The 26,208-nt window shown below is 37.4% G+C and carries 29 protein-coding genes; 16 read left to right on the top strand and 13 right to left on the bottom strand.

Translation table 11 applies throughout. From position 1 onward, the window contains the following. Positions 1-36: 36 nt before the first annotated feature. On the bottom strand, positions 37-570 hold the full coding sequence (locus tag ABWV55_RS09045) for a hypothetical protein (RefSeq protein WP_353292810.1): 534 nt from the start codon (positions 568-570) through the stop codon (positions 37-39). Between ABWV55_RS09045 and ABWV55_RS09040 the strand changes: the two genes are divergently transcribed. Together ABWV55_RS09040 and ABWV55_RS09035 are read left to right on the top strand one after the other, a co-directional pair. Next, positions 460-882: a hypothetical protein gene (locus ABWV55_RS09040; RefSeq protein WP_353291726.1), complete on the top strand. Its 423-nt coding sequence runs from the start codon at positions 460-462 to the stop codon at positions 880-882. The genes ABWV55_RS09045 and ABWV55_RS09040 overlap by 111 nt on opposite strands. After that, positions 882-1,268 (top strand): phage holin family protein, encoded by a 387-nt coding sequence (locus ABWV55_RS09035; protein WP_353291725.1) that lies wholly within the window; start codon positions 882-884, stop codon positions 1,266-1,268. The genes ABWV55_RS09040 and ABWV55_RS09035 overlap by 1 nt, the downstream gene beginning before the upstream one ends. Before the next feature lie 141 nt (positions 1,269-1,409). Here the strand turns inward: ABWV55_RS09035 and ABWV55_RS09030 are convergent, their stop codons facing one another. Both ABWV55_RS09030 and ABWV55_RS09025 read right to left on the bottom strand, forming a co-directional pair. Further along, positions 1,410-2,552 carry a class I SAM-dependent RNA methyltransferase gene (locus ABWV55_RS09030; RefSeq protein WP_353291724.1) on the bottom strand — a complete coding sequence of 381 codons (1,143 nt, stop codon included), beginning with the start codon at positions 2,550-2,552 and terminating at the stop codon, positions 1,410-1,412. Between the two features lie 112 nt (positions 2,553-2,664). Then, on the bottom strand, positions 2,665-2,850 hold the full coding sequence (locus ABWV55_RS09025) for a hypothetical protein (RefSeq protein WP_353291723.1): 186 nt from the start codon (positions 2,848-2,850) through the stop codon (positions 2,665-2,667). A gap of 46 nt (positions 2,851-2,896) precedes the next feature. Here ABWV55_RS09025 and ABWV55_RS09020 point away from each other — a divergent pair, with 46 nt between their 5' ends. Together ABWV55_RS09020 and ABWV55_RS09015 are read left to right on the top strand one after the other, a co-directional pair. Further along, on the top strand, positions 2,897-3,019 hold the full coding sequence (locus ABWV55_RS09020) for a hypothetical protein (RefSeq protein ID WP_353291722.1): 123 nt from the start codon (positions 2,897-2,899) through the stop codon (positions 3,017-3,019). Positions 3,020-3,097: 78 nt separating this feature from the next. Then, positions 3,098-3,364, top strand: a complete 267-nt coding sequence (locus ABWV55_RS09015) for a hypothetical protein (protein ID WP_353291721.1) — start codon at positions 3,098-3,100, stop codon at positions 3,362-3,364. A gap of 246 nt (positions 3,365-3,610) precedes the next feature. Here the strand turns inward: ABWV55_RS09015 and ABWV55_RS09010 are convergent, their stop codons facing one another. Next, positions 3,611-3,766, bottom strand: coding sequence for a hypothetical protein (locus ABWV55_RS09010; RefSeq protein ID WP_353291720.1), 156 nt, complete (start codon positions 3,764-3,766; stop codon positions 3,611-3,613). On the opposite strand from ABWV55_RS09010, the gene ABWV55_RS09005 reads away from it, so the two are divergent. The 4 genes from ABWV55_RS09005 to ABWV55_RS08990 all read left to right on the top strand — a co-directional run bounded on the left by ABWV55_RS09005 (position 3,760) and on the right by ABWV55_RS08990 (position 5,428). Continuing rightward, positions 3,760-4,167, top strand: coding sequence for a DNA recombination protein RmuC (locus ABWV55_RS09005; protein WP_353292727.1), 408 nt, complete (start codon positions 3,760-3,762; stop codon positions 4,165-4,167). The genes ABWV55_RS09010 and ABWV55_RS09005 overlap by 7 nt on opposite strands. Further along, a complete protein-coding gene (rmuC, locus tag ABWV55_RS09000; RefSeq protein ID WP_353291719.1) occupies positions 4,157-4,423 on the top strand; it encodes a DNA recombination protein RmuC in 267 nt (88 codons plus the stop codon). Before ABWV55_RS09005 ends, rmuC begins: the two co-directional genes overlap by 11 nt. A 193-nt stretch (positions 4,424-4,616) precedes the next feature. Continuing rightward, positions 4,617-4,823 carry a hypothetical protein gene (locus ABWV55_RS08995; protein ID WP_353291718.1) on the top strand — a complete coding sequence of 69 codons (207 nt, stop codon included), beginning with the start codon at positions 4,617-4,619 and terminating at the stop codon, positions 4,821-4,823. A 266-nt stretch (positions 4,824-5,089) separates the two neighbouring features. Continuing rightward, positions 5,090-5,428 carry a hypothetical protein gene (locus tag ABWV55_RS08990; RefSeq protein WP_353291717.1) on the top strand — a complete coding sequence of 113 codons (339 nt, stop codon included), beginning with the start codon at positions 5,090-5,092 and terminating at the stop codon, positions 5,426-5,428. A gap of 609 nt (positions 5,429-6,037) precedes the next feature. Here ABWV55_RS08990 and ABWV55_RS08985 read toward each other — a convergent pair. Further along, positions 6,038-6,214: a hypothetical protein gene (locus tag ABWV55_RS08985; RefSeq protein ID WP_353291716.1), complete on the bottom strand. Its 177-nt coding sequence runs from the start codon at positions 6,212-6,214 to the stop codon at positions 6,038-6,040. Between the two features lie 8 nt (positions 6,215-6,222). Here ABWV55_RS08985 and ABWV55_RS08980 point away from each other — a divergent pair, with 8 nt between their 5' ends. Further along, the gene (locus ABWV55_RS08980; protein WP_353291715.1) at positions 6,223-6,477 is read left to right on the top strand and encodes a hypothetical protein; all 255 of its coding nucleotides are present in this window, start codon (positions 6,223-6,225) and stop codon (positions 6,475-6,477) included. A 907-nt stretch (positions 6,478-7,384) separates the two neighbouring features. On the opposite strand, the gene ABWV55_RS08975 is transcribed toward ABWV55_RS08980, so the two are convergent. From ABWV55_RS08975 to ABWV55_RS08960, 4 genes are all read right to left on the bottom strand, one after another. Continuing rightward, positions 7,385-7,507 (bottom strand): hypothetical protein, encoded by a 123-nt coding sequence (locus tag ABWV55_RS08975; protein ID WP_353291714.1) that lies wholly within the window; start codon positions 7,505-7,507, stop codon positions 7,385-7,387. Between the two features lie 5 nt (positions 7,508-7,512). Continuing rightward, entirely contained in the window at positions 7,513-7,704 is a 192-nt protein-coding gene (locus ABWV55_RS08970) for a chlorophyll a/b-binding protein (protein ID WP_353291713.1), read from the bottom strand. After that, positions 7,701-7,916, bottom strand: coding sequence for a hypothetical protein (locus tag ABWV55_RS08965; RefSeq protein WP_353291712.1), 216 nt, complete (start codon positions 7,914-7,916; stop codon positions 7,701-7,703). The genes ABWV55_RS08970 and ABWV55_RS08965 overlap by 4 nt, the downstream gene beginning before the upstream one ends. A gap of 62 nt (positions 7,917-7,978) precedes the next feature. Then, positions 7,979-8,134: a hypothetical protein gene (locus ABWV55_RS08960; RefSeq protein WP_353291711.1), complete on the bottom strand. Its 156-nt coding sequence runs from the start codon at positions 8,132-8,134 to the stop codon at positions 7,979-7,981. 113 nt (positions 8,135-8,247) lie between these two features. Between ABWV55_RS08960 and ABWV55_RS08955 the strand changes: the two genes are divergently transcribed. The 4 genes from ABWV55_RS08955 (at position 8,248) to ABWV55_RS08940 (ending at position 10,385) form a co-directional block, all read left to right on the top strand. Further along, a complete protein-coding gene (locus ABWV55_RS08955) occupies positions 8,248-8,379 on the top strand; it encodes a hypothetical protein (protein ID WP_353291710.1) in 132 nt (43 codons plus the stop codon). Between the two features lie 203 nt (positions 8,380-8,582). Beyond that, positions 8,583-8,852 carry a hypothetical protein gene (locus ABWV55_RS08950; RefSeq protein ID WP_353291709.1) on the top strand — a complete coding sequence of 90 codons (270 nt, stop codon included), beginning with the start codon at positions 8,583-8,585 and terminating at the stop codon, positions 8,850-8,852. Further along, positions 8,845-9,003: a hypothetical protein gene (locus tag ABWV55_RS08945; RefSeq protein WP_353291708.1), complete on the top strand. Its 159-nt coding sequence runs from the start codon at positions 8,845-8,847 to the stop codon at positions 9,001-9,003. Before ABWV55_RS08950 ends, ABWV55_RS08945 begins: the two co-directional genes overlap by 8 nt. Positions 9,004-10,238: 1,235 nt before the next feature. After that, complete coding sequence (locus ABWV55_RS08940; RefSeq protein ID WP_353291707.1) at positions 10,239-10,385, top strand: hypothetical protein; 147 nt, start codon at positions 10,239-10,241, stop codon at positions 10,383-10,385. Between the two features lie 1,557 nt (positions 10,386-11,942). Here ABWV55_RS08940 and ABWV55_RS08935 read toward each other — a convergent pair. Then, positions 11,943-12,248, bottom strand: coding sequence for a hypothetical protein (locus ABWV55_RS08935; RefSeq protein ID WP_353291706.1), 306 nt, complete (start codon positions 12,246-12,248; stop codon positions 11,943-11,945). A gap of 822 nt (positions 12,249-13,070) precedes the next feature. Beyond that, positions 13,071-14,252 (bottom strand): DUF2130 domain-containing protein, encoded by a 1,182-nt coding sequence (locus ABWV55_RS08930; protein ID WP_353291705.1) that lies wholly within the window; start codon positions 14,250-14,252, stop codon positions 13,071-13,073. A 1,539-nt stretch (positions 14,253-15,791) separates the two neighbouring features. Between ABWV55_RS08930 and ABWV55_RS08925 the strand changes: the two genes are divergently transcribed. Next, complete coding sequence (locus ABWV55_RS08925) at positions 15,792-16,118, top strand: 4a-hydroxytetrahydrobiopterin dehydratase (protein WP_353291704.1); 327 nt, start codon at positions 15,792-15,794, stop codon at positions 16,116-16,118. 2,331 nt (positions 16,119-18,449) lie between these two features. Continuing rightward, positions 18,450-18,989 (top strand): PAP/fibrillin family protein, encoded by a 540-nt coding sequence (locus ABWV55_RS08920; RefSeq protein ID WP_353291703.1) that lies wholly within the window; start codon positions 18,450-18,452, stop codon positions 18,987-18,989. Positions 18,990-21,159: 2,170 nt separating this feature from the next. On the opposite strand, the gene ABWV55_RS08915 is transcribed toward ABWV55_RS08920, so the two are convergent. Both ABWV55_RS08915 and ABWV55_RS08910 read right to left on the bottom strand, forming a co-directional pair. Further along, positions 21,160-21,303: a hypothetical protein gene (locus tag ABWV55_RS08915; protein WP_353291702.1), complete on the bottom strand. Its 144-nt coding sequence runs from the start codon at positions 21,301-21,303 to the stop codon at positions 21,160-21,162. 932 nt (positions 21,304-22,235) lie between these two features. After that, positions 22,236-22,415 carry a hypothetical protein gene (locus ABWV55_RS08910; protein WP_353291701.1) on the bottom strand — a complete coding sequence of 60 codons (180 nt, stop codon included), beginning with the start codon at positions 22,413-22,415 and terminating at the stop codon, positions 22,236-22,238. A gap of 1,892 nt (positions 22,416-24,307) precedes the next feature. Here ABWV55_RS08910 and ABWV55_RS08905 point away from each other — a divergent pair. Further along, positions 24,308-24,451 carry a hypothetical protein gene (locus tag ABWV55_RS08905; protein ID WP_353291700.1) on the top strand — a complete coding sequence of 48 codons (144 nt, stop codon included), beginning with the start codon at positions 24,308-24,310 and terminating at the stop codon, positions 24,449-24,451. Positions 24,452-26,208 lie beyond the last annotated feature (1,757 nt).

The raw sequence follows: 26,208 nt of genomic DNA, 5'->3' as shown, positions 1-26,208 counted from the left end.
CTATTCCCCACAAGGATAGCGGAGACTTCGAAGATCCTAAAGTTTTAATAGGCAACATTGCCCTTCAGCGATTTGCAGATGCCCGGATAGATCACCATCAAGCAGTGTCACATTAACAGGAACTCTTTTATTGGCAGGTAGTTCACCTTGATAACGGCCAGCTCGAATGCGTTCAGCCCAACCACGTCCTCCTGAGACTGGTGCACTGCCAGGGTTTAGCCAGGTCAGATCATGGTCTGGCAGGGGTATGGCGTCTTGTTTTAGTCCGTTTGTGGACGGCACATCTGGTAGACGCCAAGTGCGGCAGGCAGTGCCATCTTCAAGTAAAAGGTCCACATGACAGCCATTTGGATCGTTGGGCACCCTGGTATGTCGCAACAATGCATAGCGAGGCATAGACCTTCTCGAAAGCTGCAGTCTTCCTACTCTCTGGGAATAGTTTTGCCAACGGCGTTTTTTATGGACTTGACCTCGCCGCAGCCAAATGGCAACTTCGAGCACCAATTTCGCAATCGTTTCGATAGCTTGCTGCCAACCATCCAGAAACGATGGCCCGACTTGACGCACCATACGCTGGAAGCGACGCGCGGCAGTTTTGATGAACTCGTGGGATTAATTGAGCGAAATACCGGCCTTACTCCTCAGGGTGTTCGCGAACAGTTGGAGGAGCTGATGCATAGCACTGGCGATCGTGGTAAAAACCTGGCGGATGCTCTCGATCCTATTGAGGAGCAATTAGAGCAGTTATTGGATGAGCTCAACAACACACTTCGACCTCGGATTGAACAGCCGGTGCGTCAGCGTCCCCTGCTGGCTGTCGGTGTGGCACTCGGTGTTGGTGTATTACTCGGTGCCATGCTCCGTGGAGGTCGGCGTTCTTGATGACTGAATCACAATCCTCACGAGGTTTTGGTGCTGCAGCACGAGTTACCGCTTTGGCGGCATCGGTGATGGATCTGCATGTGCGAATCGCATTTCAAGAGGTCGACCGCGAGAAACGTCGGTTAATCAATGGCGGTCTATTTTTGACAATGGCAGGTGTGGCCATGATGCTAGCTCTGTTGGCGGGAGAAAGTGCCTTGCTTCTCTGGACTCAACGCCGTTGGAGCCTAAGTCTGATTCAGGCTTTGATTATTTTAGCTATTGGTAATTTAGTTTTTGCAGGTGTGACACTGCGTATTGGTGGTCAGGTTCTCAAAGGCCCGTTTTTACCACAGACAGTCGAAGGTGTAACAAAAACCATGCGGGCTTTAATAGGGCGTATTTAAAATCTATTTAACATCATTGTTGTTATTTAATTTTAATTGTTAAATCGCCGTAGTTCTATTTATTATATATTTTAGGTCAATTTCTTTGCCATGTCGTAGTTCAGAATTATTTGAATTTTATCTGCTGCTTACTAATGCTTACTAATAAATGCTGTACTGTAACCAGCGGCAGTCGACACCTCCGTTACTTATAGGAATGCGCCTTGATGTTTTCATGTGAAGGCTGTTTGTCAGTTTTGGATTACCGCTGAGTAGCCATAGTTGCCAACCTACAGCTTTTTCGCGAGCGAATATGCCTAAAGTCGTATAAAGATGGTCTAGATCTTTCTGATTACCGATACGTTTACCATAAGGAGGATTGCAAACCAAAACTCCAGGTTCCTCCGGCAAGTCCTGCGCTGTAAAAGATCCATCTCGGATTTCAATTATCTTTTGTAATCCTGCTGCAGCTATATTGCTTCGTGCTTGATCGGCTACCGCTGGATCCTTTTCGATGCCAAGCAAGGGTGGCAACTTGAAATTTCTACGACGTTGTCGCTGCGCTTTAGTACTTTCTTGTTGCCAGAGCTCAGGCTGAAAATCAGCCCAGCTTTTCAAGCTGAAGATATGACCAAGACCAGGAGCCTGTTGGAGTGCCATGAGGGCAGCTTCGATTAAGAGTGCTCCAGATCCGCAACAAGGGTCCACAAGAGGAACCGAGGCATCCCAGCCAGTGAGCCGAATTAGCCCTGCGGCCAGGTTTTCCTTTAAGGGAGCCGTCCCCATGGCGACTCGATAGCCTCGGCGATGCAAACTTCCTCTACTGCCATCTAGGCTGAGCACCGCTGTTCCACCGTTGAGATGAAGATGCAATGAAAGATCAGGGGTTTTTAGGTCAATCGATGAGCGTCTACCCCAAATCTCTCGTTGTTGATCCACTAGAGCATTTTTCACTTGCAGAGCGGAATAATGGCTGTGATTTAGCCCAGGCGCAGATCCGGTAACATCCACGCGAAAACTCATAGAGGGATGCAGCCAGCGCTCCCAGTCAAGGGCTCGACGGACGCCGTCGTAAAGGCTGTTGCGCCCTTGGCAGCGAAAACGGGCCATTTCCCTGAGCAAGCGAAATGGTAGACGGGCTTGGAGATGGAGGCGATAGAGACAGGCCATATCGGCTTGAAAGCCGACGGCCCGTCGTAGTGGACGCACGTCGTGGGCGCCCAAATCGGATAGCTCGTCACAGCCGGCAATTTCCAGTCCCTGAGGAAATACCGCCACTGCCGATAGTCGGTTCTCACGACCCACGATCTGTTGTGCTATTGGGGAGCAATACTGTCAGAATATCGGAGTTCGGTTTTTTCGAACTAGGTGATTCACACCAGTGCTTCGGACAGCGGTTCGATTCCGCTCAGCTCCATTACTCCTCTCGGGGCTGCAATGGTTTCGACGGGGCATAAGGAGAGTGACTGAAACCTGCTCGGTTAGAGCAAATCTCGTAACTGCGAACAACATCGTACGTTTCTCCCGTCAAACAGCCCCTGTTGCTGCTTGACCCTTTTAAGGGAGATGGGGTGAGGTCAGCCTTATCACCCAAATGACTCATGGGGGCTGGAAGGCCCCCTTAACTATCGCAAATCCCAGAGTCTTGGATGCGATCTTCCCGAGGTTTTGGTCCTGTGACCCAGGGTGTAACTGTGACCCGAATCAGGTTGTTCCCGGCATTAATGATTCATCTGGGGTCACACTTTCTTATTGCAGCGAGTGAAGGCTGAGGGAGTGATCGTCTTATGAAGCTGCATCAGAACTGCTCTGACACTTGAGTTAGGACAAACAGAGCTGATGGTTCGGTTTTGTCAGCCGTCCTCCTCTTCATCACCGGGGTTTTGACCGGCGTAATCGTCGACTTGATCCTGAGCAAGGTATTTGGCAGGTCCAGATCAGCTGGAAATACTGGGGACCTGGGAATCCTTGAGGAGCGTCTGGGACAAGCCAACGAGGGACTGGGAAAGTTCAGCCTTCAACTGGAAGCCCAGAACGCTAAGATCAAGCAACAACAGCTCCAGCTTCAAGAAGCCAAGGAAGTCGCGGCTGTAAGTCGTATGCAACTCGTGCCGTAACGCAGGAGAGAGATGATCTGAAGACCTCTCAGGCCAGCACTACCGCAGCATTCGAGCAGGTTCGCTCTGAGAAAGAAGCACTCAGTAAGAAAACAGCTGAAATCGCTGAGAAGCTTCGCTCTCAAGAGAGTCGGACCCAATTCTTAGAGCAAACCAGGTCTGACCTGTTGAGCCAGTTCCGCTCCCTCAGCGGACAAATACTCGATGGCTCAAGGGATGCTCTCCTCAAGTCAACGAAAGAGACCGTCAGCAAGCCGTTTGCCAAACAGATGGAGCAACTACGCCAGCAGATGCAGGTTCTGCAAAAGGAGTCGGTCGAAAAACTAGGAGCGCTCGCTCAGACCACGATGGATCTGCGGTAACGCAGCGAAGACGTTCAGAGAGTTGCTCAACAACTGACATCAGCTCTTAGATCCCCAAGCGTCAAGGGGCGCTGGGGTGAGGTTAACCTGCGAAGGATCTTGGAGTTTGTTGGGCTAATCAGCTACTGCGATTTTGATGAACAGGTTCACGTTAAGACAGAAGAGGCTACCTACCGACCTAACTGCGTCATCACTACCCCTGGTTCACGTCGATTGATCGTGGACTCCAGGGCACCGATTGAGAGCTATCTGGATGCACTGCAAGCAAGCGATGATGCACAACGCGAGGCAGCCCTGAAGGAGCACCTGCGGAAGGTGCGCAGCCATATCGACCTGCTGAGCAAGAAGGATTACGCAAGCAAGCTCAGCTCCCTGGGGCAGGTAGTCGACGGTGTAGTGCTGTTTTATTACTACGGAGGGTGCGCTCTCGATGGCACTTGAGCGTAATCCAGACCTCTTGGAGCACGCCTTCAGCAAGAACATCATCCTTACGTTCCCAACAAGCTTGCTAGCAATCCTGAAGGGACTGGCGATGTCCATTCAACAAGCAGAGATCGCTACCAATATCGAGGAGATCCAAAACAATGCAGTTGAGCTGCACAAGTGGTTTCTGACGTTCGTCGACAAGTTCAATGCCGTCGGTAGCAATTTGGTTCGCCTAAATAAGAGTTTCAATGAAGCAGTTGGATCAGCGTAGAATAGACTGATTCCTCAAGGGAGACGCTTTTCGGAACTGGCTGGGCAAAACGGAGAAGCAAGGCTGAACGATACCATCGATAGTATTGTTAGAGAAATTCAGAGCGGAAAATAGTGGTGATGAAGGTTTACTTAGCTAGATCTTTTGTCTCTTTCAGCGTAGGCAGTATCGCTCATCGCAGAAAAATCAACTGATGGACTACGCATTCTCCCTCGTAAAGCTTGAAACAATGAGCGTGGAGAAATTCTTGCAGATGGATAGCGATGGCGGATGGTTAATCGGTAAGAACTTAATCGTTTGCTCTGAGTGCAGGGCCAATGTGTTCTTAAGAAGAGGAAAAAAAGAGCATTGCATTTTGCTCACTCAAAATCCAGGGCAAGGAAAAACGATGTGTGCATAAAAAGAGTCGGAAAATACACACTAGACGAAGTGCGGCAAATATGAGTTAAACAGTCGAAATATAGAGTTGGATATTTTCAGTAGAGGTTCGAAGACTATCTATACCTTTCCTTACTTGATACCGTCGGAGACAGCAACTCTCAAGAATGGAAAGCAAAATAAAGGCTCCAAGGCTCTTGGCGAAACTGCTGAGTACTGGTTGACTCAAAATAGAAAAGTTATCAAGATCGAGGCCCTGATAGATACAGAAGCTCCATACAAGAAAGCATGAAATTGGAGGGCACGACCTTTGAAAAAACTGGAATTAAAACCGAACTAGTCAAACAATTAAAGGGGCTCAAGTTTTCCTTTCGAGATGGTGACGAGATTTTTGCAGCGGAGGCCATAACGCACCTCTTGCAAAAAGGTGCTGAACCTCTTGTGGGAGCTGCTATAGCAGCTGGAATCGAGCTTTATCTGAGTAACGAGCTATCTAGGGCGTGGAGAGAGCATGCGGATTTAGGCATCTTCGAAGACAATAAATATGGAATACCTATTGATTTATTCATCAATTATCTCGAGGATACTAGCCATTTTCATCTGCTACTTTTACCTCAGCGAGGCTGATGTGGGCTTGGTTGGATTTGTATGGAATTTACGAAGAATATTCCGAGCAAATCCTTTAAATAGAAAATAAGTTGATGGTATATGGTGCTTTCTATTTCAAAGAATGGACTGGACGAGGGCCTAAGAAAAGTCTAAGCTACCCTTGCTTTCTTGAAAGATTCACATTTATAGCCAGGTTATTCAAGTTTATAAACTTTGCAGCCACTGCTCAGTCTTACTATGGTGACTCTGCCGATTCACCTGAGGAAGCAAGGAGGAAATCAATTGATAAGGATTGATTTTCGCCGTTGTTAGCTTTTCAGCTCCAATTTCTTTATCCATGAAAGCCTCTGTTTTGATGAGATTGCCTCTAAGAATTCGGTCGGGTCTATTTTCTTTGAGCTACTTAAGTATTTCTTGAACATTAGATAATTTTTTGCTCAATTGTGTGCATTCGGAACAGCCAGACCTAGCTTTGTTAACTAGATTATTTGGCCTTGTGAGAATTGTGTAAATGAATAATGTCTTGTCTTTCATTCCCTTGTACTGCTTCATCGCCTTTAACCAAGGGAGTTTTTTCTGAAGTCTCTTTTGAAATATGGCGGCGTAGTCTCTTCTCATTTATTATTCCTAATTCAGGTCAGTTTGGAGCCTTGGGAGTCTGTGGGCGCGGTAGTCAGCCTTCCGGACGACTCTTTTAGGCACCAGACAGGTCATTGCCATCACCAGTAACAGGAGGACTCCCATGACTTCAGCCACCTTTGTGAGCCCAGCCTCCTTGTGATGTCTATCAGTTGAAGTGACCACAACAGTGGTTGAACCAAGCAACAGGAGATGCGCTTTGCAGTCCTATTGGCAGCGACGGTCTTGATCGCACCATCCGTCTCCGCTCAGACTTCAGAATCTTCCGCTTTTGTGAGGAAGCCGTTAGATCGTACAGAGCAGGCAACTCAAGGTTTGATCGCGACAGGGACAGTGTTCCCTACAAAATACTCTGCGGAAAGAACAGGAATAAGGATGCGATGAAAGCCTTTCCTAATACCGGTTTTCGCGATTTGCTTTGTGACTAGCGCCAATGCTGCAACGATGGTTTTTATTTGGCGATGGCGACACGGTTCCAGTTTCTGAAAGAAGCAGAAGCATCGCAGTTCGCTTCGCTTGTATTGATTCACCAGAAACCTTCTAACGCCCTTGGGGAGTAGCATCTATGGCACTCCTCAAGCACCTAACGCCCGTTGGGTCTGAGGTGACTGTGAGAGTGCATACAACAATCGCTACGGGGAACCGTGGCAAAGCTGCTCAACCACCAACATAATGTGGACCAGCTATTGGTAAGGTCTGGCTAGGTGTTCGCATATCCGAGGTACCTTCGCTAATGCGACGCACAGAAGTGTCCGAAACTTGAAGTGGAACGGTTTATCCGCCTCAAGCAACACCCGCGAATGCTAATCTAAAGGCATTGGCTCATGGAGCCATGCTCATCGGCTTTTGGCTCGAAAGCATAGATCTCAATGATGATGGCGATGGAGAAGTCCGCGGATCCCTCCATTGATCACCAGAGCAAACCGACTTGATTCTATTTCGTTACTCTATCTTACGGACCGTGATGCGCCTGTGCTGGGTATTAAAAGTCGCTGACGAGAGCAGTAAACGCAGCAGCCACTTCTTCACGCAACCATCGTTGGCTTAAATATGGCTGCGTCAACTCGCTTTGGGAGTTCAGCTTATCTCTTTCTGTCACGTCAAAGTCAATAAAATAGCTTCAGTTTCTGTTTCAGGTGCTGGACTCAAGCGTGAGTGCAGAATGCATTCTCTTCTCTTCTTGCGAAAGGAAGTCTACCCACATGCCAACAAGGAAGTTCAGAGTGTTTAAAGCTCGGATCTGCTCTTTAGAGCCAGGTTTTGTGTACTTGAAATCCGTGAACATTTGGTCGGCAACACGTTGTTGCTCTCTACAGCGGTTGTCGATCGACATCCTTAATGACCTCGATTTTTGATTATGGGCAAATCAGTGGGCTGAGCCAAGATATAGATCACAGCAGCCGAAAGCAGTGCAGTGATTGCAACTAGGCCCCAAATAGCGGTTGAGTAATCAATCATCAGTTTCAGCCAAAAATGCCGAAGGTGACCTGGCTCAAGATTCCGTGGCCAGTAATTGCCTCTGTGAGCAGACCAATAACGAAGCCAAGCATCGCTAAGCGGCCGTTTAAGAGTTCAGCTTTTTGGTTTCGCTCAGTACGGATCTGAGCTGCTGCATCCTTTTGATACCAGTTGTCGCTTGATGCTGAGGAGGTCATGGCAAATGATCGAGATGAAGAAAGGTTAAGCGCTTTGTAACGACATGTAAATGAGTAGTTCCCCCCCTCCCCCTTTTTTCTCTCGGCCCGGTTCGGGAGCTCAGTCCATCTCTTTCTGCTACGTCGGCGCCCAGAGCTTTCCTTGCCGTTAATCGATTTCTAGAAGTAGAGAAGGCTTGAGTGACATAAACGAAGAGCTTCTCGTGCTGCATCACTGATCGCTACGACGTTGCCTCAGGCATCCGGAAGTAGCTGAATCAGCTCCATCACTTAGTCATCGGTGAGGACGGTCTTCTTCCTGTGCTTGCCATCTACATTGCGTAGCCCCAGGTAGTCCTTTAAGGCTGATCGGTGCCTGGCGACTGCGTATTCCAGGAACTTCTTCGGGGCCAAGCAGCACTCCGAGCGTAATTTCGGCGTTTCGATCCACAGCTTGAGTTCTTCGCCGTGTTTCACGCCTGGCTTCTGATTGACCCTACAGCAGCCGAAGATGCGCTCAGTTAGCCTTTCCTTGCATGTCTGGGCTGGTTTGCGGCCCTGTAGATGCAGCAGGGCGACGTTCAAGTAAGACTTGTAGTTGGCTCCAAAGGTTTTCTCGGCGATTCGGTTGCCCAGCTTGGGTTTATAGTTCCGGAGGGCCGTAGTGATCCCAGGTCACGGGATCATGACCCCTGAGTATTGTTGTGACTAATTGCGAGTACGTCAGCAAAGGCTGCTGTCTTTAATGACAGGCCCACAAAAGCTCTGCCGAAATTAAGTCATTAGTTGGAAAGGCATCGAGGCTTTCGATGAGGGAGGCTAAATGAATCTATTTAGCAAACGCTCGAAGCGCCGCACTGTTCGCATGTTGACAGCAACGCTCGACTTCTTTTTAAGACTTGGCTGCGGCGGTACGGAAGTCTTTGTTTTTCCTTAGCCCCTATGTAAAGGGCATCTCAAACGGCAAATCATTGATGATATGGCAATCTCTGCCGCAAGTGGGACAAAGCAGCAGGGTTTCACGTTCACCTATACCAACCAAGGCACAGTCCTGCTACGCAGGTGATTTGCCGCGGGGCTGGTTATTTGTAATCCTCGTGGCAGCTCTTCTCTTCGCCTTGGCTGATCACGCTGAGATAGTAATCGACACTCTGTCGCCTCGTGCATAAGGGCATTTCTGAGACCAAGAAAAGAGCCCCTTTCTCAGCGGGCGGTTTTTTGTGCCGTGTTCAGACACAAAAGCAATTCGACTTCACCAGGCACTATGGCCACTGGCCCCCAACCTGGCAAGATGTTGCCTGGGATACGGTCGATAGTTGATTTAGAAGGTTAAGAGAGTTGGGCTAAGAAGTCACAGGGACAAAAATAACCGAAATCAACTTGCCGACAAATAGCGGCGCTTGAGTGAATGGGATGGGAAAGAGAAGTCTTTGTCTAGAGCAAGTTCTGCAAACTTTTCAAAGCTAAACTCAGCCAAGCTCTTAAAAACGAATAAAAGGTTGACTAGATCTTACAAGGCGTAGCAAATAGCTGTACGGAGATTCGCCAAGCGGGATGAGGTATCACATATCAAAGCTGAATCGTAGACGCGTCAAATAACAAATGCGAAAGTCTATGTAGAGATCAAGATGCTGCACAATTCTTATGGAATCAGTTATGATATTTCGTGTCCGCGGTACTCAATAATTGGAAAATATATGTTTAGCAAGTCGGAGAAAAGAACTGAGGCAGAAAATGAGGCGATCGAGGTTCATTTATACAAACTAAGCAATCACAGGATCGATGAATATAAATTTGTTTTTTAAATTTAAGGTTTAAGATTGCCATAGAAAGTCACGAAATGAGAAGTAAATTTGAGGAGCTTCTAGACAATCAAAAGCTTGCTGAAATCCTTTCGGCGACCATCTGACATAATCGTAAACGTAATTCTCCAATTGTGCCTAGAAGAAATCTGAAAGGGGAGAGATGCAGATGGACGGATTAGAAGCTATTCACATAGCATTGAAGATCTCTTTGAAGGACTCTTTTACTCAATTACTCCTGTCTCAAACCAGCCTGAGCTAAAAACAATTTGCAGTTTGGGGTTTACTGAAGTACCGAGAAGAGATGGTATCCTAAAAAGAAAAAATACCCGCCTAAGAAAGGTAACAGCTAATCCACAAAAAACAGCTGAAAACAGAAAAACCATGAAAACACTTCAAGAAAAACGTCAATCCAGCTGAAAAACAGCTAGTCAACTTTCTTGAGATAGCTGGTTACTTAGTGGTCTATGAACCAAACATTTTTATTCCTGAGTAGGGAATAAGCAATCTTTACATAAAACTAAACCTGATCGTCTTTTATAACGGAAGGTCTCTCACTATTAAAATCGATGATATAAGCCACGTTGAAGATGTTGAGACTAGCAAATTTAATTAGAGAAACTATAGGAGAGACGAGAACCTGTGGATCTATCTTTTGACCAGTGGCATTCCAATGATTCGCGTATGGAATTAGGAAGTACAAGATGCTTCTAAAAAGATCATGTCAATGGTGGTCAACACATTTCATAAGTAATGGAGTTTCCCAAAGAAGTTTTAAAAATTGGCGATACGGTGCGACTGGCGGCAAGTATTATGCAAGCGGATTTTAGTTTGGCGTTATGTAATAATGATGGTGAGATATTGGAGATTGATAGAGTGGTGGCAAAAGCGTGGCCATAGATGGTGAAGGTAAGTATCAAGCGAGCTATTAGTCTTGTGAGTTTTTGCGCTCTGATTGAGGTTGCAGTTATGTAAATGGTGCGAAAAGATGAGGTGCTGAAAGTGATTAATAGTGAGCTACGGCTTTGGCCTAATTCCACTAAAAAATCCGGAATACTGATGCACCAGTATTTTGGAATGTTGAAGCCGATAAGGTCCTTACAGATTGACTAAAACGGGGATAAGAAATTATTAAAAGATTTCCTGAATGAGTGATGTAGTTTTGACTTATTTTAACGAAACAATAGCAAATATATCGAACAGATGACGTTCTCTACTCACACCAAACAGATGAGATTCTTCACCGTAATTTTTACTGCTGCTATTGTCGGCGTTTTGTTTATTGCTATCGATTCTACTAAGACAAGGAATTGCATTCAGCCTTACAGTAGCAATAATCTTGTATGCCTATATGGAATTTATTCTGATGGGAGTGCAAATAAGATATTTATTTTACCATTGTTTATGATTGGGTTCATTTTAACTATTATTTGACTAGTTATTGATAGCTTATGATTTAATTTTTTGTCGGAAAGTCTTAACTTTCTTATAGATATTTGCTAGAACTTGATGAAAGCTTTGGCAGCTACATTATGGCTCCACCTCTATTTTTGCTAGTCTACCGGTAGTTACATCTGAGTTTCCAGGGGCTATCTTTCAGTTTTTTGATAATGTGAACGATTTGTGGGTAGATGTTAGGATTATCGACAAATAGGATGGTGTCGGTCATGGGGACTAAAGTCTTTCAAAGAGCATTTAGATAGTTGCAGCTTCAGCTACGATATGTACTTTGTTTTCACAATAGCAATTTCTGCTAAACTTACTTTTTCTCCACGCCGTCTTTTTGGTTCCAGACATAATATCTGCGATAACCTTTCGCCCCATTGTTTTTCGATAGCACCCAGAAGTTTTAGGATATCTCTGTCCTCTAGAGCTAAGAGGTAATTTACAGAGAAGATAACCATTAAGCAATTAAGGATATAAAAATTTGATTTTTAGTATATTTTTAATACACATTTTTCTTTAAAAGATTACGCAGCTTTATAGTTAATCTGAATTATTTAATCAATATTTATGTGAATAAAATTGTTTAACACTAGATATTTACAATTATACAATCGACAACTTTTACTTATCGTGTAAAACTATTAAATATTGAAAACATTTTGGACAAAGTGTCTTTCAATATATATTGACTCATTACATACATTCGCAAGCTTTTTATAATAATTAATAGATTTTAATTGTATTAAGAATGTGCTTATAATTCTCTTAGTTGAGATTTTATTTAGGAATCAAACGCTTGTTTCTTGATATTGCGGGAATTAGACGTCAGATGATAGCTAATTTAATCATTGAACTAAAATGTCTAAATGATAGAGCTGTATTATTGCTGCTGAACTATGATATTCAAAACAAGTACTGATTAAATAAAAATGCTGAGTAATAGTTTGCACTATTTAAATCACCAATCTAATGATTCTATCTATCAAGTAAATTTAGACAGATATTTAGCCCTCAACTGCGTCGTACCCATTGCGGTGACCCTTGAAACCAATCTCCTAAATCATCTCGTGAGCCGTTAAAGTGTTCTTCCGGTGATTGGCCTGGGAGATTCATTTGTTGCATGAATCCGTTAACAGAATCTTGTCCAAGATGACCACTCACTTGAATTGATCTAGCTCTGCGGAGCCAGTGCCAAACAGTAGAGTGCCTGTCTGCCCATTTTTGCAGAAGTATTCTTTCTTTTAAGGTCACCTTTTCGTTTTTGGACAAACGAGTCAGGATGTCTCTAAGCACTAGTCTCGTTTTAGGAGTAAGCATCGAAAGAGATTCGGTTGGTAAAAGGCTGGCCGGTTACGCCAAATATTCCATTAAGCAAATATAAAAAGATTCTTTTTATTGAAATGCTTACATTCAATAGTTATTCCTAAGTTTAATAACTAATTAGTTTTCAATGATTAAATCTAAATAAACTATTTTAGTTTTATTTGATAATAAGTCTTTATATATTTAGTGAAATTTTGATTAATTTTATACCATTTCTTTCAGATTTGTTCGATTGACTACTGATTATATTTTGAATAAAGCTTCTATGTTTTCATGGCTACTTTTATAACTATCCATAATCACCGCTAAACAAAAATCCTAAGGAAACAAGGATAGCAAGCGGTTATTGCTCGTGCTAATCACTTAATGCGTTGGTGGTCCAAATATACTCCTGTAAACTAATCAATAAAAAATTTATCTTTGCTAGTATGTGAGGCATACAATACGTAGCCACTTAAAAGAATGTTACATTCTGTTACTTAGTTACTGGTTGTTGTGTCAACTACTACTAGATACGTTTTTGCATCAAAGGGCGGTTTTAATCAATTGAAAAGTATTATGAAGAACGTTACGTCTGCATGAGATACTAATTGCAAGGTGTACCTCTGCACTAGTCAGTTATGTCTTAAAAATATTCGACTGTGTATGACGTACAAACTAGTCAGTATTACTTTTAAGCGAATTTTAAATAGCGCACGTACTAATATAGAACAAATTATCCTATTAAGAAGAAATATGGGGTACTTCAACGTTATAGATAGCTAAATTCCTGCTTTTTAAGCATATTGTTTATCTTATTAGTTATCAATAGTTTTATTAATTATTTTCAAAAAATTTTTCCATAAGAAGCGGGCTATTTTTTATCAATTTTTTGATCGATATTGCATCTACCTTTTTATTTGCGGCGGTAAGATTTTTATCTGCTTTTAATAATGCTAATTTTGCTTTTTCTAAGCGATTAATTGACTTGTCTATTTCATCTAAGACAATTTGAAAATTATTAGAAAAGTTTTTACTTGTCACCATGAACGAAGACTTAAATATTTCAAGTTGCTCTTCAACATTTGTAATATCAATATTTGTTGCTTTAGCTAAAGCTAATTCTTTCTTGAGGCCAACAAAATTTTTTGCTGCATCGCGTAATAATACAATAATTTCAATAAAAAATTGAGGTCTGATGATATACATTTTTCTATATTTATAGCTTACATTAACTATCCCTTGATTATATAGATCATTTTCAGGTTCTAGTAGGGTTACAAGGACAGCAAACTCGCAATTTTTTTCTTGTCTATCTTTATCTAATTCTTTGAGAAAATCATCATTCTTTTTTTTTATCCTTGTGTTATCTTCTTCATTTTTCATTTCAAACATAATTGATATTATCTCATTATTTTCTTCATCATAATCTCTAAAAATGTAATCGCCTTTGCTGTTTGTTCTAGATATTTTATTATCTTTTTCGAAATAAGCATTAGGAAATAATGAAGCTCTTATTTTATTTAAGCTATTTCTGCAATGAACCTCTAATGATTCTCCAATCATTTTGGTTGATTGACGTGACTTCATCTCTTTAATTCTAATGATTTCTTCATCAAGAAAATTAATCTGATTTTTATGATTATTCTTCAAATTAATAATCTCATTTTTGTGTTGAATTATTAGCTTTTCATTAGCATGTTTGAGCTCAGACTTTTCAATTTTTAGTAATTCCGTGGCTTTATTAATTGCTAAATTAACTTTGTCTTGAAAGTTGTCCATTCTTGCTTGATATTCTGCAATTTTTTTATCTTTTGCTACAGACTCAACCGCAGCATATTTTTGTTCTTCAGCTCTCACCTTACTTACAGTATCCTCAAGCTTTTGCTCTAAGCTGTCTTTAAATGATTTTATCTCGTGCTTAAACTCTTTATCTCGTACTTGTTTAAGAATATCCGCATAACTTTTTTCATTAACTTGAAAGATAGCGTTACATTGTGGACATTGAATTTCTTCCATGAATTTAAACTATATAACTAAAACTACTTAAAATTTTGCTTGCGTCAATAGCTGATTAATATTTTATTATGTCAAAGTAACAGTTTTTTGATTAGCTAGCTGCAAGCTAGTTTAGATCAAATATTATTTAAACTTGCTAAAACTTACTAACCTAAATTAATTATTCTATTAAGTCATCTTTTTAACTCGGTTTATGTTGCAAGGTATACAAAACTTTTTGATGAGAAAAGCTAAAAATCTCGATATTATCATTGACAGTATTAAAATTTTCTAAATTGTTATCAGCGATTTGAGAATACTCCATATTTAGTATCTAAAATATACTCTTATATATTATATAGATTTTAAGAGTATAAAAATTTTACCTATCTTATAAAGGATAATCACTTCAATTTTTATTGTCAAAAAACTTAACTATTGAAAGTATAGTTGATGAAAAGTAATTCTTCTCTCCATTATATAAAATATTTAAGTAAATACTTTAAGCAAAGACTATTTCTCTAATTTCTTTATTCTAAATGAGCATCTAATTTAATGCACTTTAGCTCCTCTTTCTGAGTGAGTTTAACTACATTTTAATTCTACTATTTTTCTAGGATTATTTTTTATTTTTAGATTTAGCTAATCAAATTTAGTCAGTATATTGACTTCCTATTTTGGTCAGTATGTTCGATATTTTTTGGCCCTGCAACCGAAAATGATTAGTGCTTGATCACTATTGAAATACTATGATTATCCCAGTTGCACCAGCTATTGCTCTGGAGTAATCTAAAATGCAAATTTAATTTTTAGCTATCACAATAATAGTTAGACTAAAGTTTTTATATTTAAAAAGTAATGAGCAGTGATAGTTATTTTTAACGCTACCATATATCGATCGTTAGACAGAGATTGCTGTTATCCGACAATACATCATTGCATGTTTTTTCATTATTTTAATGCGAGCAGAATAACACAAGCAAAACCACTAAAAGCTTTATTAATTAGCCCTGGAAACCAACAGCGGATTGGTATTACTGTGATGGTGTCTGAAAAGCGGGTCAGTGAGTATTTTATCTACATCGCTGATGCTTAATTTATTCGCGAATGCTTGTAATCATTCGACGAGGTAGACTTAAATTTTTGATGAGCCACTTATTTCTTTGAGCAAATACTAATCTGCTCAAAGAAATAAGTGGCTCTGCTTGACTTCTCTAGATATAGACATTACTCTAGAAGCCATTGACTGTATAGTTTATAAGTCCAATTTTTGAATAATCTGTTATTTGACGTATGCAGTCGATTGCTGTATGCAGTATTAGGGTGATTAAGTATTTCTAATATTGGTTCCTAGTCTGACTGATCTAGTGTTGAGATTTTTATGACTTATAGAAAGCTTATTTGTAACATCGTGCCGAGAAATCAGCAAAACTTGCTAAATCTAACACTCAGAGTCCAGTAGGTCTTTAAGCACCTACCAAAATCAGTCGTTACCTAATGATGGGATTGGGGGTAGTCTGGACACCGTAGACGTATTTCAAGAGGTAGCAAGAAATCTCGATGGATTTAGCCAAACAAACATGCATTCCCTGTAGGGAAGGTGCTCCAAAGCTCACAGAAGCGGAGCTAAAAGCATTTCTCCCTCAACTGCCAGGCTGGGAGGTAATTGCTCATCATCACCTTTCTCGTTCCCTACGCTTCATTGATTTTCAGACTGCTCTTGACTGGGTAAATGCAGCGGGAGCAATCTGTGAAGCCGAAAATCATCATGCTGAATTCTCTTTTGGCTGGGGACATGTTGAAGTATTGATCTATACCCACAAAGTAGATGGCCTAACACAAGCCGATGTAGTATTAGCAGCCAAGCTAAACGTTATCAACGTTTAAAACCTATCATATAGGACTTCTTAGTTACTCCTCTTAGGAGTATAAAGCAAAGAAAAATTACCTTGTCGAAATAATCTTTGCATTGTTTAGTTGCCGCATAGTTTAAGACTAACTTCTCTCTTACTCGTAAGTAGCTTCGGTTCTCTTTGTCAATTCGCATAGTTGAAGAGCAAAACGTGCGTAAAAGCAGAAAGATATTGATGACTATTAATTGCATTATGATCTTTCTGACGTACTAGACATAATAGTTAATATTATCGGCTATTAAATCTGTGATATCTATTTTATTTAGATAACTGAATGATCCACATAAATTAGATTACCATGATAGACGTGCAACCTGTATCATCAAAGATAATATTAATAACTATTGCTTTCGTCTATATATAGTTTACCTGTTTTGGGTACATTTTATTTTCCTAATTCTGCTTCAATCGAACAATCTTCTAGCAGTTTTTTGAAAATACTTAACAATATCAAATGTAAGGTACTCTAGTCTTATTAACTGCTTAATCTATTTGTTTTCACTGGCTAATAGATCCCTTATCTTAATAAAATTTTATTATTGACTGAAATATATGAATTTGTTCAAAGGTTAATAAGTTTCATTAAAATTTAATCGATCTGTTTATTTGTAATACAATTACTATTTAGCGATACAGAGATTATATTTATAGCACACTTATTTAAAGTAATCTTAAAGTTTAAAGTTGGCTAAACCCAAATATTTTTTCTTAGTTGAAATAATTTGTGAGATCTAGTAATAACAATTTTATTTCTTTTCGTAATTTCTTAATTTTAGGATTCTAGATTTAGTTGATTTAGTTTAATAATATAGTAAAAAATAATAACAAGATCTTTAGGTATAAAAATTCCTCAAAATTAACAATTAGATTTTGATTCTATGTAGGATTAGACTCAAAAACTATCCGGTAATTACTATTAAAAATAGCGTTAGTGGAATGATTTAACCAGTAACAATATTTATGCTGTTATTTAATCTTAATTAAGTTTTATTAATTTGACTGCTTAAATATTTTAGGTTTAAGAACCAATAAAGTAGCTTTGTAAACTATTTTTGGAATTCTCTAGGAGATTTCTAATCTTTAATGATTTTTGATATCTCTTAAAATTTTTAAGTACCTGAAAAAATGGTAATTTATACAGTTATGACAAGATTGTAACTAATTAGTTTTTAACTGCTAAAAGACTTAGTAAGTGGTGATTAATAATCAATAGTTTATATTATAAGTAGATTACTATTGGTACTGGTCTTAATGCTCAAATAATTTGCTTTCATCTTTGTATAGCTATAAACTAATAGCAATCTACCGATGTTTGCTTATCTGTTGTGATTAATACGATTAATGTCTCAAAAATAGGTAAGTATTCTTAGTTATAAATAGTGTCATTTTGCCAGTTTTGCTAGAATTTTTGCAATTTAATCTATTAAAATGAGTCATAAAAGTAACACTACACTTGGCAATATTAATAAACAACTAACCCTAAAAACTTTAATTAAAAGTAAAGTAGCTTGACTATTTGTTGGCTATATTTTTGATATTTAAGCTCAGAAGCTACTTTCTCTGATTTTTTACTTTCAGTTGGTGCACTTGATCTTCAGGACTTTGTCTATCAGCTCAACCTTAGTAGCTAGTGCTTTCTAGTCATTGCCAAGCTTTGCTGTTATCTTTATCCCATATATAAATAGGACCCGTAAGAATCTCAAAAGTTGAGAACTAGACTTAGATTCTGCTAGTGCAATTGACTTTACTAGCTAAGACTTTAGCAGGAATCTGACTAACCAGTAATAAAAGCTTCTATGTTTTTACCGCCTTTTTGCTAATCTATCGAATAGCATTTGCCGCAGGAATTTCGTCCTTACTTATCAAGAAATTATAAACCTAACCAATTTTATTTAAACGTTAGAGGTAACCGCTAAAATATGTTAATTAATGTCAACCGTGAAATTTTTATATCTACAAGTATCCATCCAGCACCGGCAGCCAAGGTGTGGTCTACTATCTCAGCTTTTACCGAATGTATTATCAGAAACGAAAACGTATTAAAGACTACTTATAGAGGTGTACCAGGGAGAATTGCCTTCAGTATTAGTTTTGCCTAAATATAGTCAAGACAGCAGATGTGCTAGGCAGGCAACTTTTGTGTTAGAGCTGCGCTTATAAGCGTAATGCAAACTCAAAGAGTTCTCACAGAGTGACTGTCATCAAGACTCAATATCTCGCTTATACTACTAATAATGTGAACTGATAGGTTGCTAATGATAGCATCACTGACAAGTATATTCCAAGCAGACTGACCGAGGCTAAAATGGTGGATAAAGCCCATAGTGAGCTGGTTCAGCTCCTTCAGAGACAACCAGATGATAGGAGCCTTGGCAATCGGGTTATCGCGGCTGAGATAGCGCAGCCTGCAGATTTGACCAAAGATGCTGAGCTTCTAGAAGGAGTTTGGGAGCTGCGTTGGAGTAGTTCAAAGCAACCTTGGCTGAAACAAGCTCCTTGGCTTGATAACTTGCAGGTGCTTGATCCTTTTAACAAAAGAGGATGCAATTTGCTACGACTTCGCGGTCCGCTTGGATCAATTGGTGGAATATGCGTTCAGGCAAATCTGCAAATAATTAATGTTAAGAGGGTCGAGGTTCGATTCATTCGAGGGGGTTGGGTAATTGGATCTCAATTGCTTGGTAAAAGAAGACTCCCGCTGATGCGTGAAATAAAACAGCGTTCTTCTGCATGGCTAGATATTACTGTATTGGATCGACAGCTTCGAATCTGTCGTGGGAATGCTGGAACTATCTTTGCCCTGCTAAAAAGAGAAGATATATGCATCTCAGATTTTTTTGTATAGTTCCTAATTGAAGGAAATTGACTGCTTTAGTAAAAATCTTCGTCGAAGCAAAAATACATTTTCAAGGATTTAAATCGCTTGGTGTTGTAGATAACATTGTGATATATGAAGACCATTAGAAATTCTTCTAAATAAATTCTAATCTAATACATATGTTAGCGGCTTAAATCAAGCTTTATTTCCCTACGAAAGAAGTCGGTGTTGTTAGCAACAATCGCTATATATTAAGTATATAATATTGGTAAAAATTTTCTCGTTTAAGAGTATATATACAGAGCAGATGAAAAATTGAAGAAGCTAATAGGACGCTTTGAACAGAGGTATTTAAAACACCAAAACCACAATTAGTAATTCATAAGAGCACTCTTAAAAATGAATTAATGATCTGATTAGCCTTATAATGAAGATGAACTGATCATCCTATATTTACCAAAATTTTATTATCTCTCTCAGCTGCAATATGATCTTCAAATTTGCTAAGGGAGTAATTAGTTGCGATCGATCACAAGCACCTCTGAGCTTACAGGTTTTTATTTATAACTAACGGTTAGTAAAAAGAGCCATTAAGACAACAGCAGAATACTCAAAAGTAGCAGAGCATTAAGTTTCTTTAAATTCCGGTCTCGTTACCTAAAGGGTAAGCAAGATTAGTAACGTCATGCTCCTCTCTTCTTCACCAACTTAAACTAGAAAATTAAGATAGTACATTAAAAGGTAGTACATTAATATGTAATGAGTTAGAGTTAGTTTACTATTCACTAGCAATTAATCTCGTGTTGATTTTTAATTTGGTAGGAGAGACAGTGATTAGCGTTAAGTAAAAAGCCGTCAAAAATCTAAAAAGTCTTTTAAATAGTGGCCTTAAGAGCCCTCTATAATTTGATATTCTGCTAACCTAAAACTTTAAATATTTAAGGTATATACTATAAAAAACTTTAATTTTCCAACCTGTGATAATTATGGACATATAGAATATAATCGAATTACTTTAGCCTCAGCTCCTTATTCTTGTACCTGTAGAAGATTAGTAAGACAAAGATATACTCAAAAAAATATCAGCGATGTAAGGTAAAACCCTGTTATTTAAGTAATACTCAAAACAGACAAAAGTTAAATAGTTATCAATTTGATTATCAATTATATTATGGCAAGTAAGAGTATTTTATTCATTATTAAGAAACAGACCTATAATATATGGTTTGATAATTGCTTTTTTGATCTATATTTAGTAAAGAAGATATTTATATGAGAGTCAAAATTTTTTGCTGCGTTCTTTATATTAGTTTAGTGTTTGGGAAAAATTATAGCAAAAAATAACTTGATAAATTTTAAACTAAAATTGTTTATGCGGGGCTATTAGCTAAACCTTAAAATAATTATGGAATTACTCTTGATTTGAATTAATCTTAAGGAAATTAAGTTATTTATTAGCAGGTAAAAAGATAAAAGACTTTGTAAGCTATCTGAAAGCACTAAAAATATTTTTAATGACATATATAATCAGCTACATAAAAATTAGGCTTACAATTACAGCCAAGCATACTAGAATTGAAGCTGTTGATAACGATTTATTGAGCTGTTAATCTCAATCGTTAGTCTCCTTAAAGTTATTCCTTGCCTAACTGCAGAGCTAAAAATGTGTAGATGTAGAATCTCTCTTAAGGATGTAAAACTAAATTGGATAGTATTCTAGAAAATGTAAACCACTAACACATACGTAGTTGACAATCTGATGCGGCGCTACATATATGTGTGTATCTAAGACACAAGACTAACAAAATATGTCAATGCTATGAGGTGATCAGCATATCTAATAATCTAGTGAAGTTGATAGTAGCGCTACAAATGATGCAGACAACCAAGTAATCAAGGTCTTTAATACCGTGCGAGATGGCCAAAATTTAAATAAGATTTCTTCTAATAGATCAATTCCGGATATGCTGAAACTAGATGAAAGACTTAAACTAACCGAAAAGAAACTAAACTAAAGTTCATGACGAAATTATAATTAGTTTGTGTTTGTATATCTGTTTATATAAAAAGATCTATCACGTTAACGTGAAGACTAAGCGCGCAAGGCGGTTTAGCATAACAGACGAGCAAACACTATTTAGGAGTTAAGACTTTGAACTCGGCCGAGTGCTAATACTAATAATTTATGTTACTGTACTTAAATAACCTTAGGGGTGGTTTCCGCAAATTTATAATTTGTAGAGTAACCACCAGCAATGGCCATGTTGGCGAAGGCAATCATCACCATAATCGCAATGATCACGGTACCACTAAAAAAGGCGATATTTGGCGACCGGTTCATGTGAGATAAATTCAAAAGATTATTCACTTTAACCAAGATATCGTCGGTAAAGTGTTGATTGCGATACCGCGCGAGACACAGACAGGCTCAATGCTTGGGGGGTTGTATTGTTCTTTCTATCTACAGAACCGTGATTGATAGATCTGTTAGACGTTATTGAGAATCCCAGAGGTACTGGAAGCAAGATGCTTCCGGTCAATTCCGGTGAGCATTTTGCGGGCTTCGTTGTTCTCACCGCACTAGGCTGCCTGTAATATCTGTGCTGCGACAGTAGTCGTCCAGCTTATCACATAGTAATAGCGGCTTGACTTATCAAATAGGTCATTACCTTATTTCTAATTCTGAGGGGACACTCATCACAAATTTGAACTAATGTGTTTAGCGTGTTCATTTGAGGCAAATCAGTAAACAGATATACCTTCGACCATTTATCTTTTTATTAGAAAAATGTATGTATCTGCCATACTTAGTTTTTATAACTAAGTATGACTTAATCTAATACTTAATAAATTTTACTCATTTTTCTACAGATCTAAGGTATCCAAATCAACAATCTTGGACATGTGTATATCGTAATTATTTATTAATGTATTAGTCTGTGCTTTTAAAAACTTTTCAATAGTGAGAAATTAACTTGCTAAAAATTTGCACTTAATTTAAATCATGCGATCAAAGTTGAAAGTTTGTTATCTGAGTTTTTAGTGTTCTTAGTACTTGTACTGTTGATAATAAAACTAAAACAATATGTCAAAAAATCGCTAGCTTTCATCAAAACCAATAGTATTTTTCAGTTTATAATGTATGAATCAATCATAATAGGTTCATAAAGCATAGCTTCTACATACTTAATTACTTGACGATAAAGTGTAAAGATGTAAGTAGTATTTTTAAAATAAAGAATTATAATTGTATAAGACATTAATTAAGTTTAATTAACTTATTTCTTCTTTCGTCAGATATTCCTGAATAATTGGAGATTCTTTACCAATTTTTAATGCTTCAATGTCTCGTTGAATGTTGTCGATAAAAAGCTGATTTCTATTTTTTTTAGCGATTTCCATTGCCTTATGCAGCTTATTGAGCTGTTCATTAACAGTATCTGATGTGGTCATCCTGTTTTTACTTAATTATCTGTCATTAGATTAACAGATATGCTCTTGGCTTTAGAGCTTAGAATCACACTTACTCATATAACATCTTTAATATAGATTAAGAAATCTAATATCATGTTGATAATATAGAAATAGATTCTAGAAACTTAATATGTCGAATACTAGAACTGAATCATATGCTAACCTAGTAAAAGTGTTGTTTAACAGTTTCTAAATTTAGCAATTATCTAAATTTAGTATCGTTATTTAAAAATTATGATAAGTTCGCAACGATAAATATATCATGTCGCGGGTAGTGGCTCGTATAGATTATTGACAATTTGATATAGTTAGAGATATGGTTAAAACTATTAAAATATCTCTGTAAATTTTTTATTTAATTTCAATTGGTTAAAAAAAGACTTTTAAACAGTGTATATCGCGTATATTTTAAATTCGGAGGTTAATTATTTTTAATAACTCTAAACTTATCAATCAAATATACTATTAATTTTTAGTATAAAAAAGATAAATATATAAATTTTAATTATAATAAAAACGTTAGGAGTACAATGATTTTATTTTTAGTAAAAATTTATCAAGCTTATAGTTGATAATAGAAAAGTTAAGAATTGATGTGGCCAAGTTAGAATTTAACTTTTAGAGAAATGAAAGCTATAATTTTAACTTTTAAAATTATGAATAAATTAGGTATTCGCATGTTATGCAAGTAAATGCTGGAAAAGAATCTCTCAAATATCATGATTTTCAGGTGTTTTAATTTCCTGTAGTAAGAATTCAAGAGTATCAATAATATAGTTAACTAGATCGAGTTGCTTTTGATAACAAGCGATTGTATAATTATCATGGTATTTTAGCATTAAAGTGATATAATAAAGCAATTTATGATTTTAATACAATTTTGTTGCTGAATAAGCCACTGTCTTTTATTATAAGTTTAATCTATTATAAAAATAAATTATATAAAATTTAAGTTGCAGAATTTAATTTACAAATTTTTATGAATATATTTTGAAATTTATGCAATAAGTTAATAACAAAACTATTATATGCCGTATAAATAATATAGTTTATCCCTTTAAAAATCAGCAATTTAATAATTTTAAACTGGAGCATTAATTTAATTATTTTTATTAAATTAATGTTGATATTCATAATCATCAATATTAATTTATTTTAATGCTTTTTGGTTTTATAAGTAAAATCAAAAAGTAATATGATTGCTTTTCCAAGCATATTTAATTATTATACAATACTCTTATCACTAACCTTGATAAGAAATAATATTAGCCAAGGTCATTGTGTAGAAATACTGATGTTTGTTTATTTTAAGCATTAAAACTATTCTTACTTTTTAATGTGTATCAAAAATAATAAATGACCTAAATACTTTTAGAATACTTAGCACTATATTATTAATTATGCTTTTTGTGGTTAAAATTAATAAAATCACAATGTATTTTTCTGCCTATTACTATTCTGTTATGAAATGAAAGCTCACTATATAGGCGGTTAAAGTCAATGAATATAAAAATAGCAACTAAATTTTAATTATAATTTGAAGAAGATAAGTGAAGAACAGAAACTAGTTAACCAATCCCTCCTTGACATTACCACTAACCTATGATTAATTAATAACTATTACAACATTTCCAATAGTTGAATTAGGTTGCTTGATTTTGAAGTACACTATTGAATGTTGTGACATAATTATATTTGGCTTGCTATAAAATTAGGTAACGCTAAACACCAGTGCTGCTTACCGCTGATGTGCTGGATGAACGGCTTTGATAATAGTCTTTACGTTTATTGAGTAATGTGCCATTATAGATTTACGCTAAACGGCTCTCAACAAGGGGTTCGTTACGCAAGAACCGATAAACTTCGATTCCATGAACAGAACAGACAACTGCCCCGCAAGGGATTTGAGAAAAATGCGTAATCATGCCTCGACAACTCAACTCACTGGTTACGAATCCCCACAGCGTCGACGTTTCTTACGCGAGTTAGCCGAAGCTGAGAGGTGCGGCGAGTAAGGATTTATTGATTTTTTGCCTGTTTGCATGAATATTTGGTACTCCCAAGTTCTCAAAGGTAGTTTATTGGTAGATTTTATCCATAAAGTAAATCTTTTCCTGAATAAAATTAGTTTTTAAGATAAATCCTGCGGTATTTCTTCTGAGATAAATGTAATTAGAAATTATTTGTACCTTAAGTAAGATTAGTACTTTTTGAGATAACTAATAATTTAACGTTTTAAATTAAACTATAAACCATATAAAGTAGCTTAGAATCAAACTAGCTTTAGCTGCAGCAATCTGTCTCTCTAGTTACTAGTAAGTTTATGAATTATAAATTCATAATGTTTAGCTTGTTATTATAAGCTCAAGCTTGATCATATTTTTGCGATTATTTACCTTTATATAATTAGCAAAAAACCTGAAACAATGAATCATTAAAACTATATTAATTGCGAAAATATTTCTTATTTAGATAAAAGTTTTTCAGACATTTTGCTTATGCTGTTAACTGTTATATTCTTAAAATATTTGTCTTAAGTATTACGTTATAGATATCAAATATGTTTATTTTATTAGTAATAAAAATAATTTTTATATTACACATACTATTTTGTTTTGATGAATAGCAAATCGTCTATTTTTATTGCCAATAAGTTCTTTATTAATTCTATAAAAGCAAACCTAGGAATTATTTATATTATTTCTAATAACACTAAACTATTAAGAATTAAGCCCAGATAAAATTTAAAGAATCATTTATTTTTAACAATTCTATTTTAGTGATTTATCACGACTAAGAAGATATAAATCCTGATTCAGCAAAACAACTCATATGAGCATAAGCATCGAATTTAGCCTCTTAGTTATTCGAGTTATCTTTGAGAGTTAATTAAATTGATTCCTCTGATTTTATTAACTCTTATTGTAGAATATGCAGGAGGAATAATTCTCAATAGCGTAACGAGCTTATATAAAAAATGAGAACCAAGGAGCTGTCTGTCTTTATGCGTTCTTTTAGTCATATCTGTAACTTTAATAATAAAGTTATTTACTGTATAAACTTAATTTGATTCACAGTCCAGCTAGAGTTATTGCTAACTCGGAAGTCATTGAAGAGGCTAACAGCATCCCCTATACTATTACACCGAATGAGACTTAATGCATCTTTGGTTTTTTTAGCAACTCTAAATGATATAACCGTAAATAGATTAGAGATTCTGCCATGTACTTGTAAGCCACTGTGGCGCAACTAACCACCAAATAACGCAAGATACAAAAATTACCACTAATCCAATAAAGGAGACAACGAATTGACCTTTCTGGTCATGCGTAAGGCTTTTAGCTTTTCCCATGCTTCGATTTTGAATCTTGGTTCCATTTTAGACTTGACTATCATGCTAAAACTACCCGCTGATGTACTTAGTAATAAGTTAAGGCTAGCATATTTATCTTAACCTTGTATGGTTACCTGGTTAAGATAAAAATCTCCCACAAAGCTTGGATACTTAATGTACCATTCCTGTATTATTAAGCAATAGTGTTTATTCACTGTGTATCTTATCTATGATGTTTGTTGAAAGACCTCTCTGTTAGCATTCAGCGGTTGCTTTACCCGTAAAGACACCGATCGCTCTGTAAAACTGAGGTGGATTTGTTCGCAGATTCAAAAGCTTTTGCTTATGGTAAGTACCTGGATTATAAGTGCCCGCCTTTTTAAAACACTGGCTACTATAGGGTTAGCAATGTAGTTGATCGAATAGATTCGTCGTTGC

Source organism: Synechococcus sp. M16CYN (assembly GCF_040371545.1).
GTDB lineage: Bacteria > Cyanobacteriota > Cyanobacteriia > PCC-6307 > Cyanobiaceae > Parasynechococcus.
The sequence above is the reverse complement of the archived record's forward strand: the minus strand, read 5'-3'. Positions and strand labels throughout refer to the sequence as shown.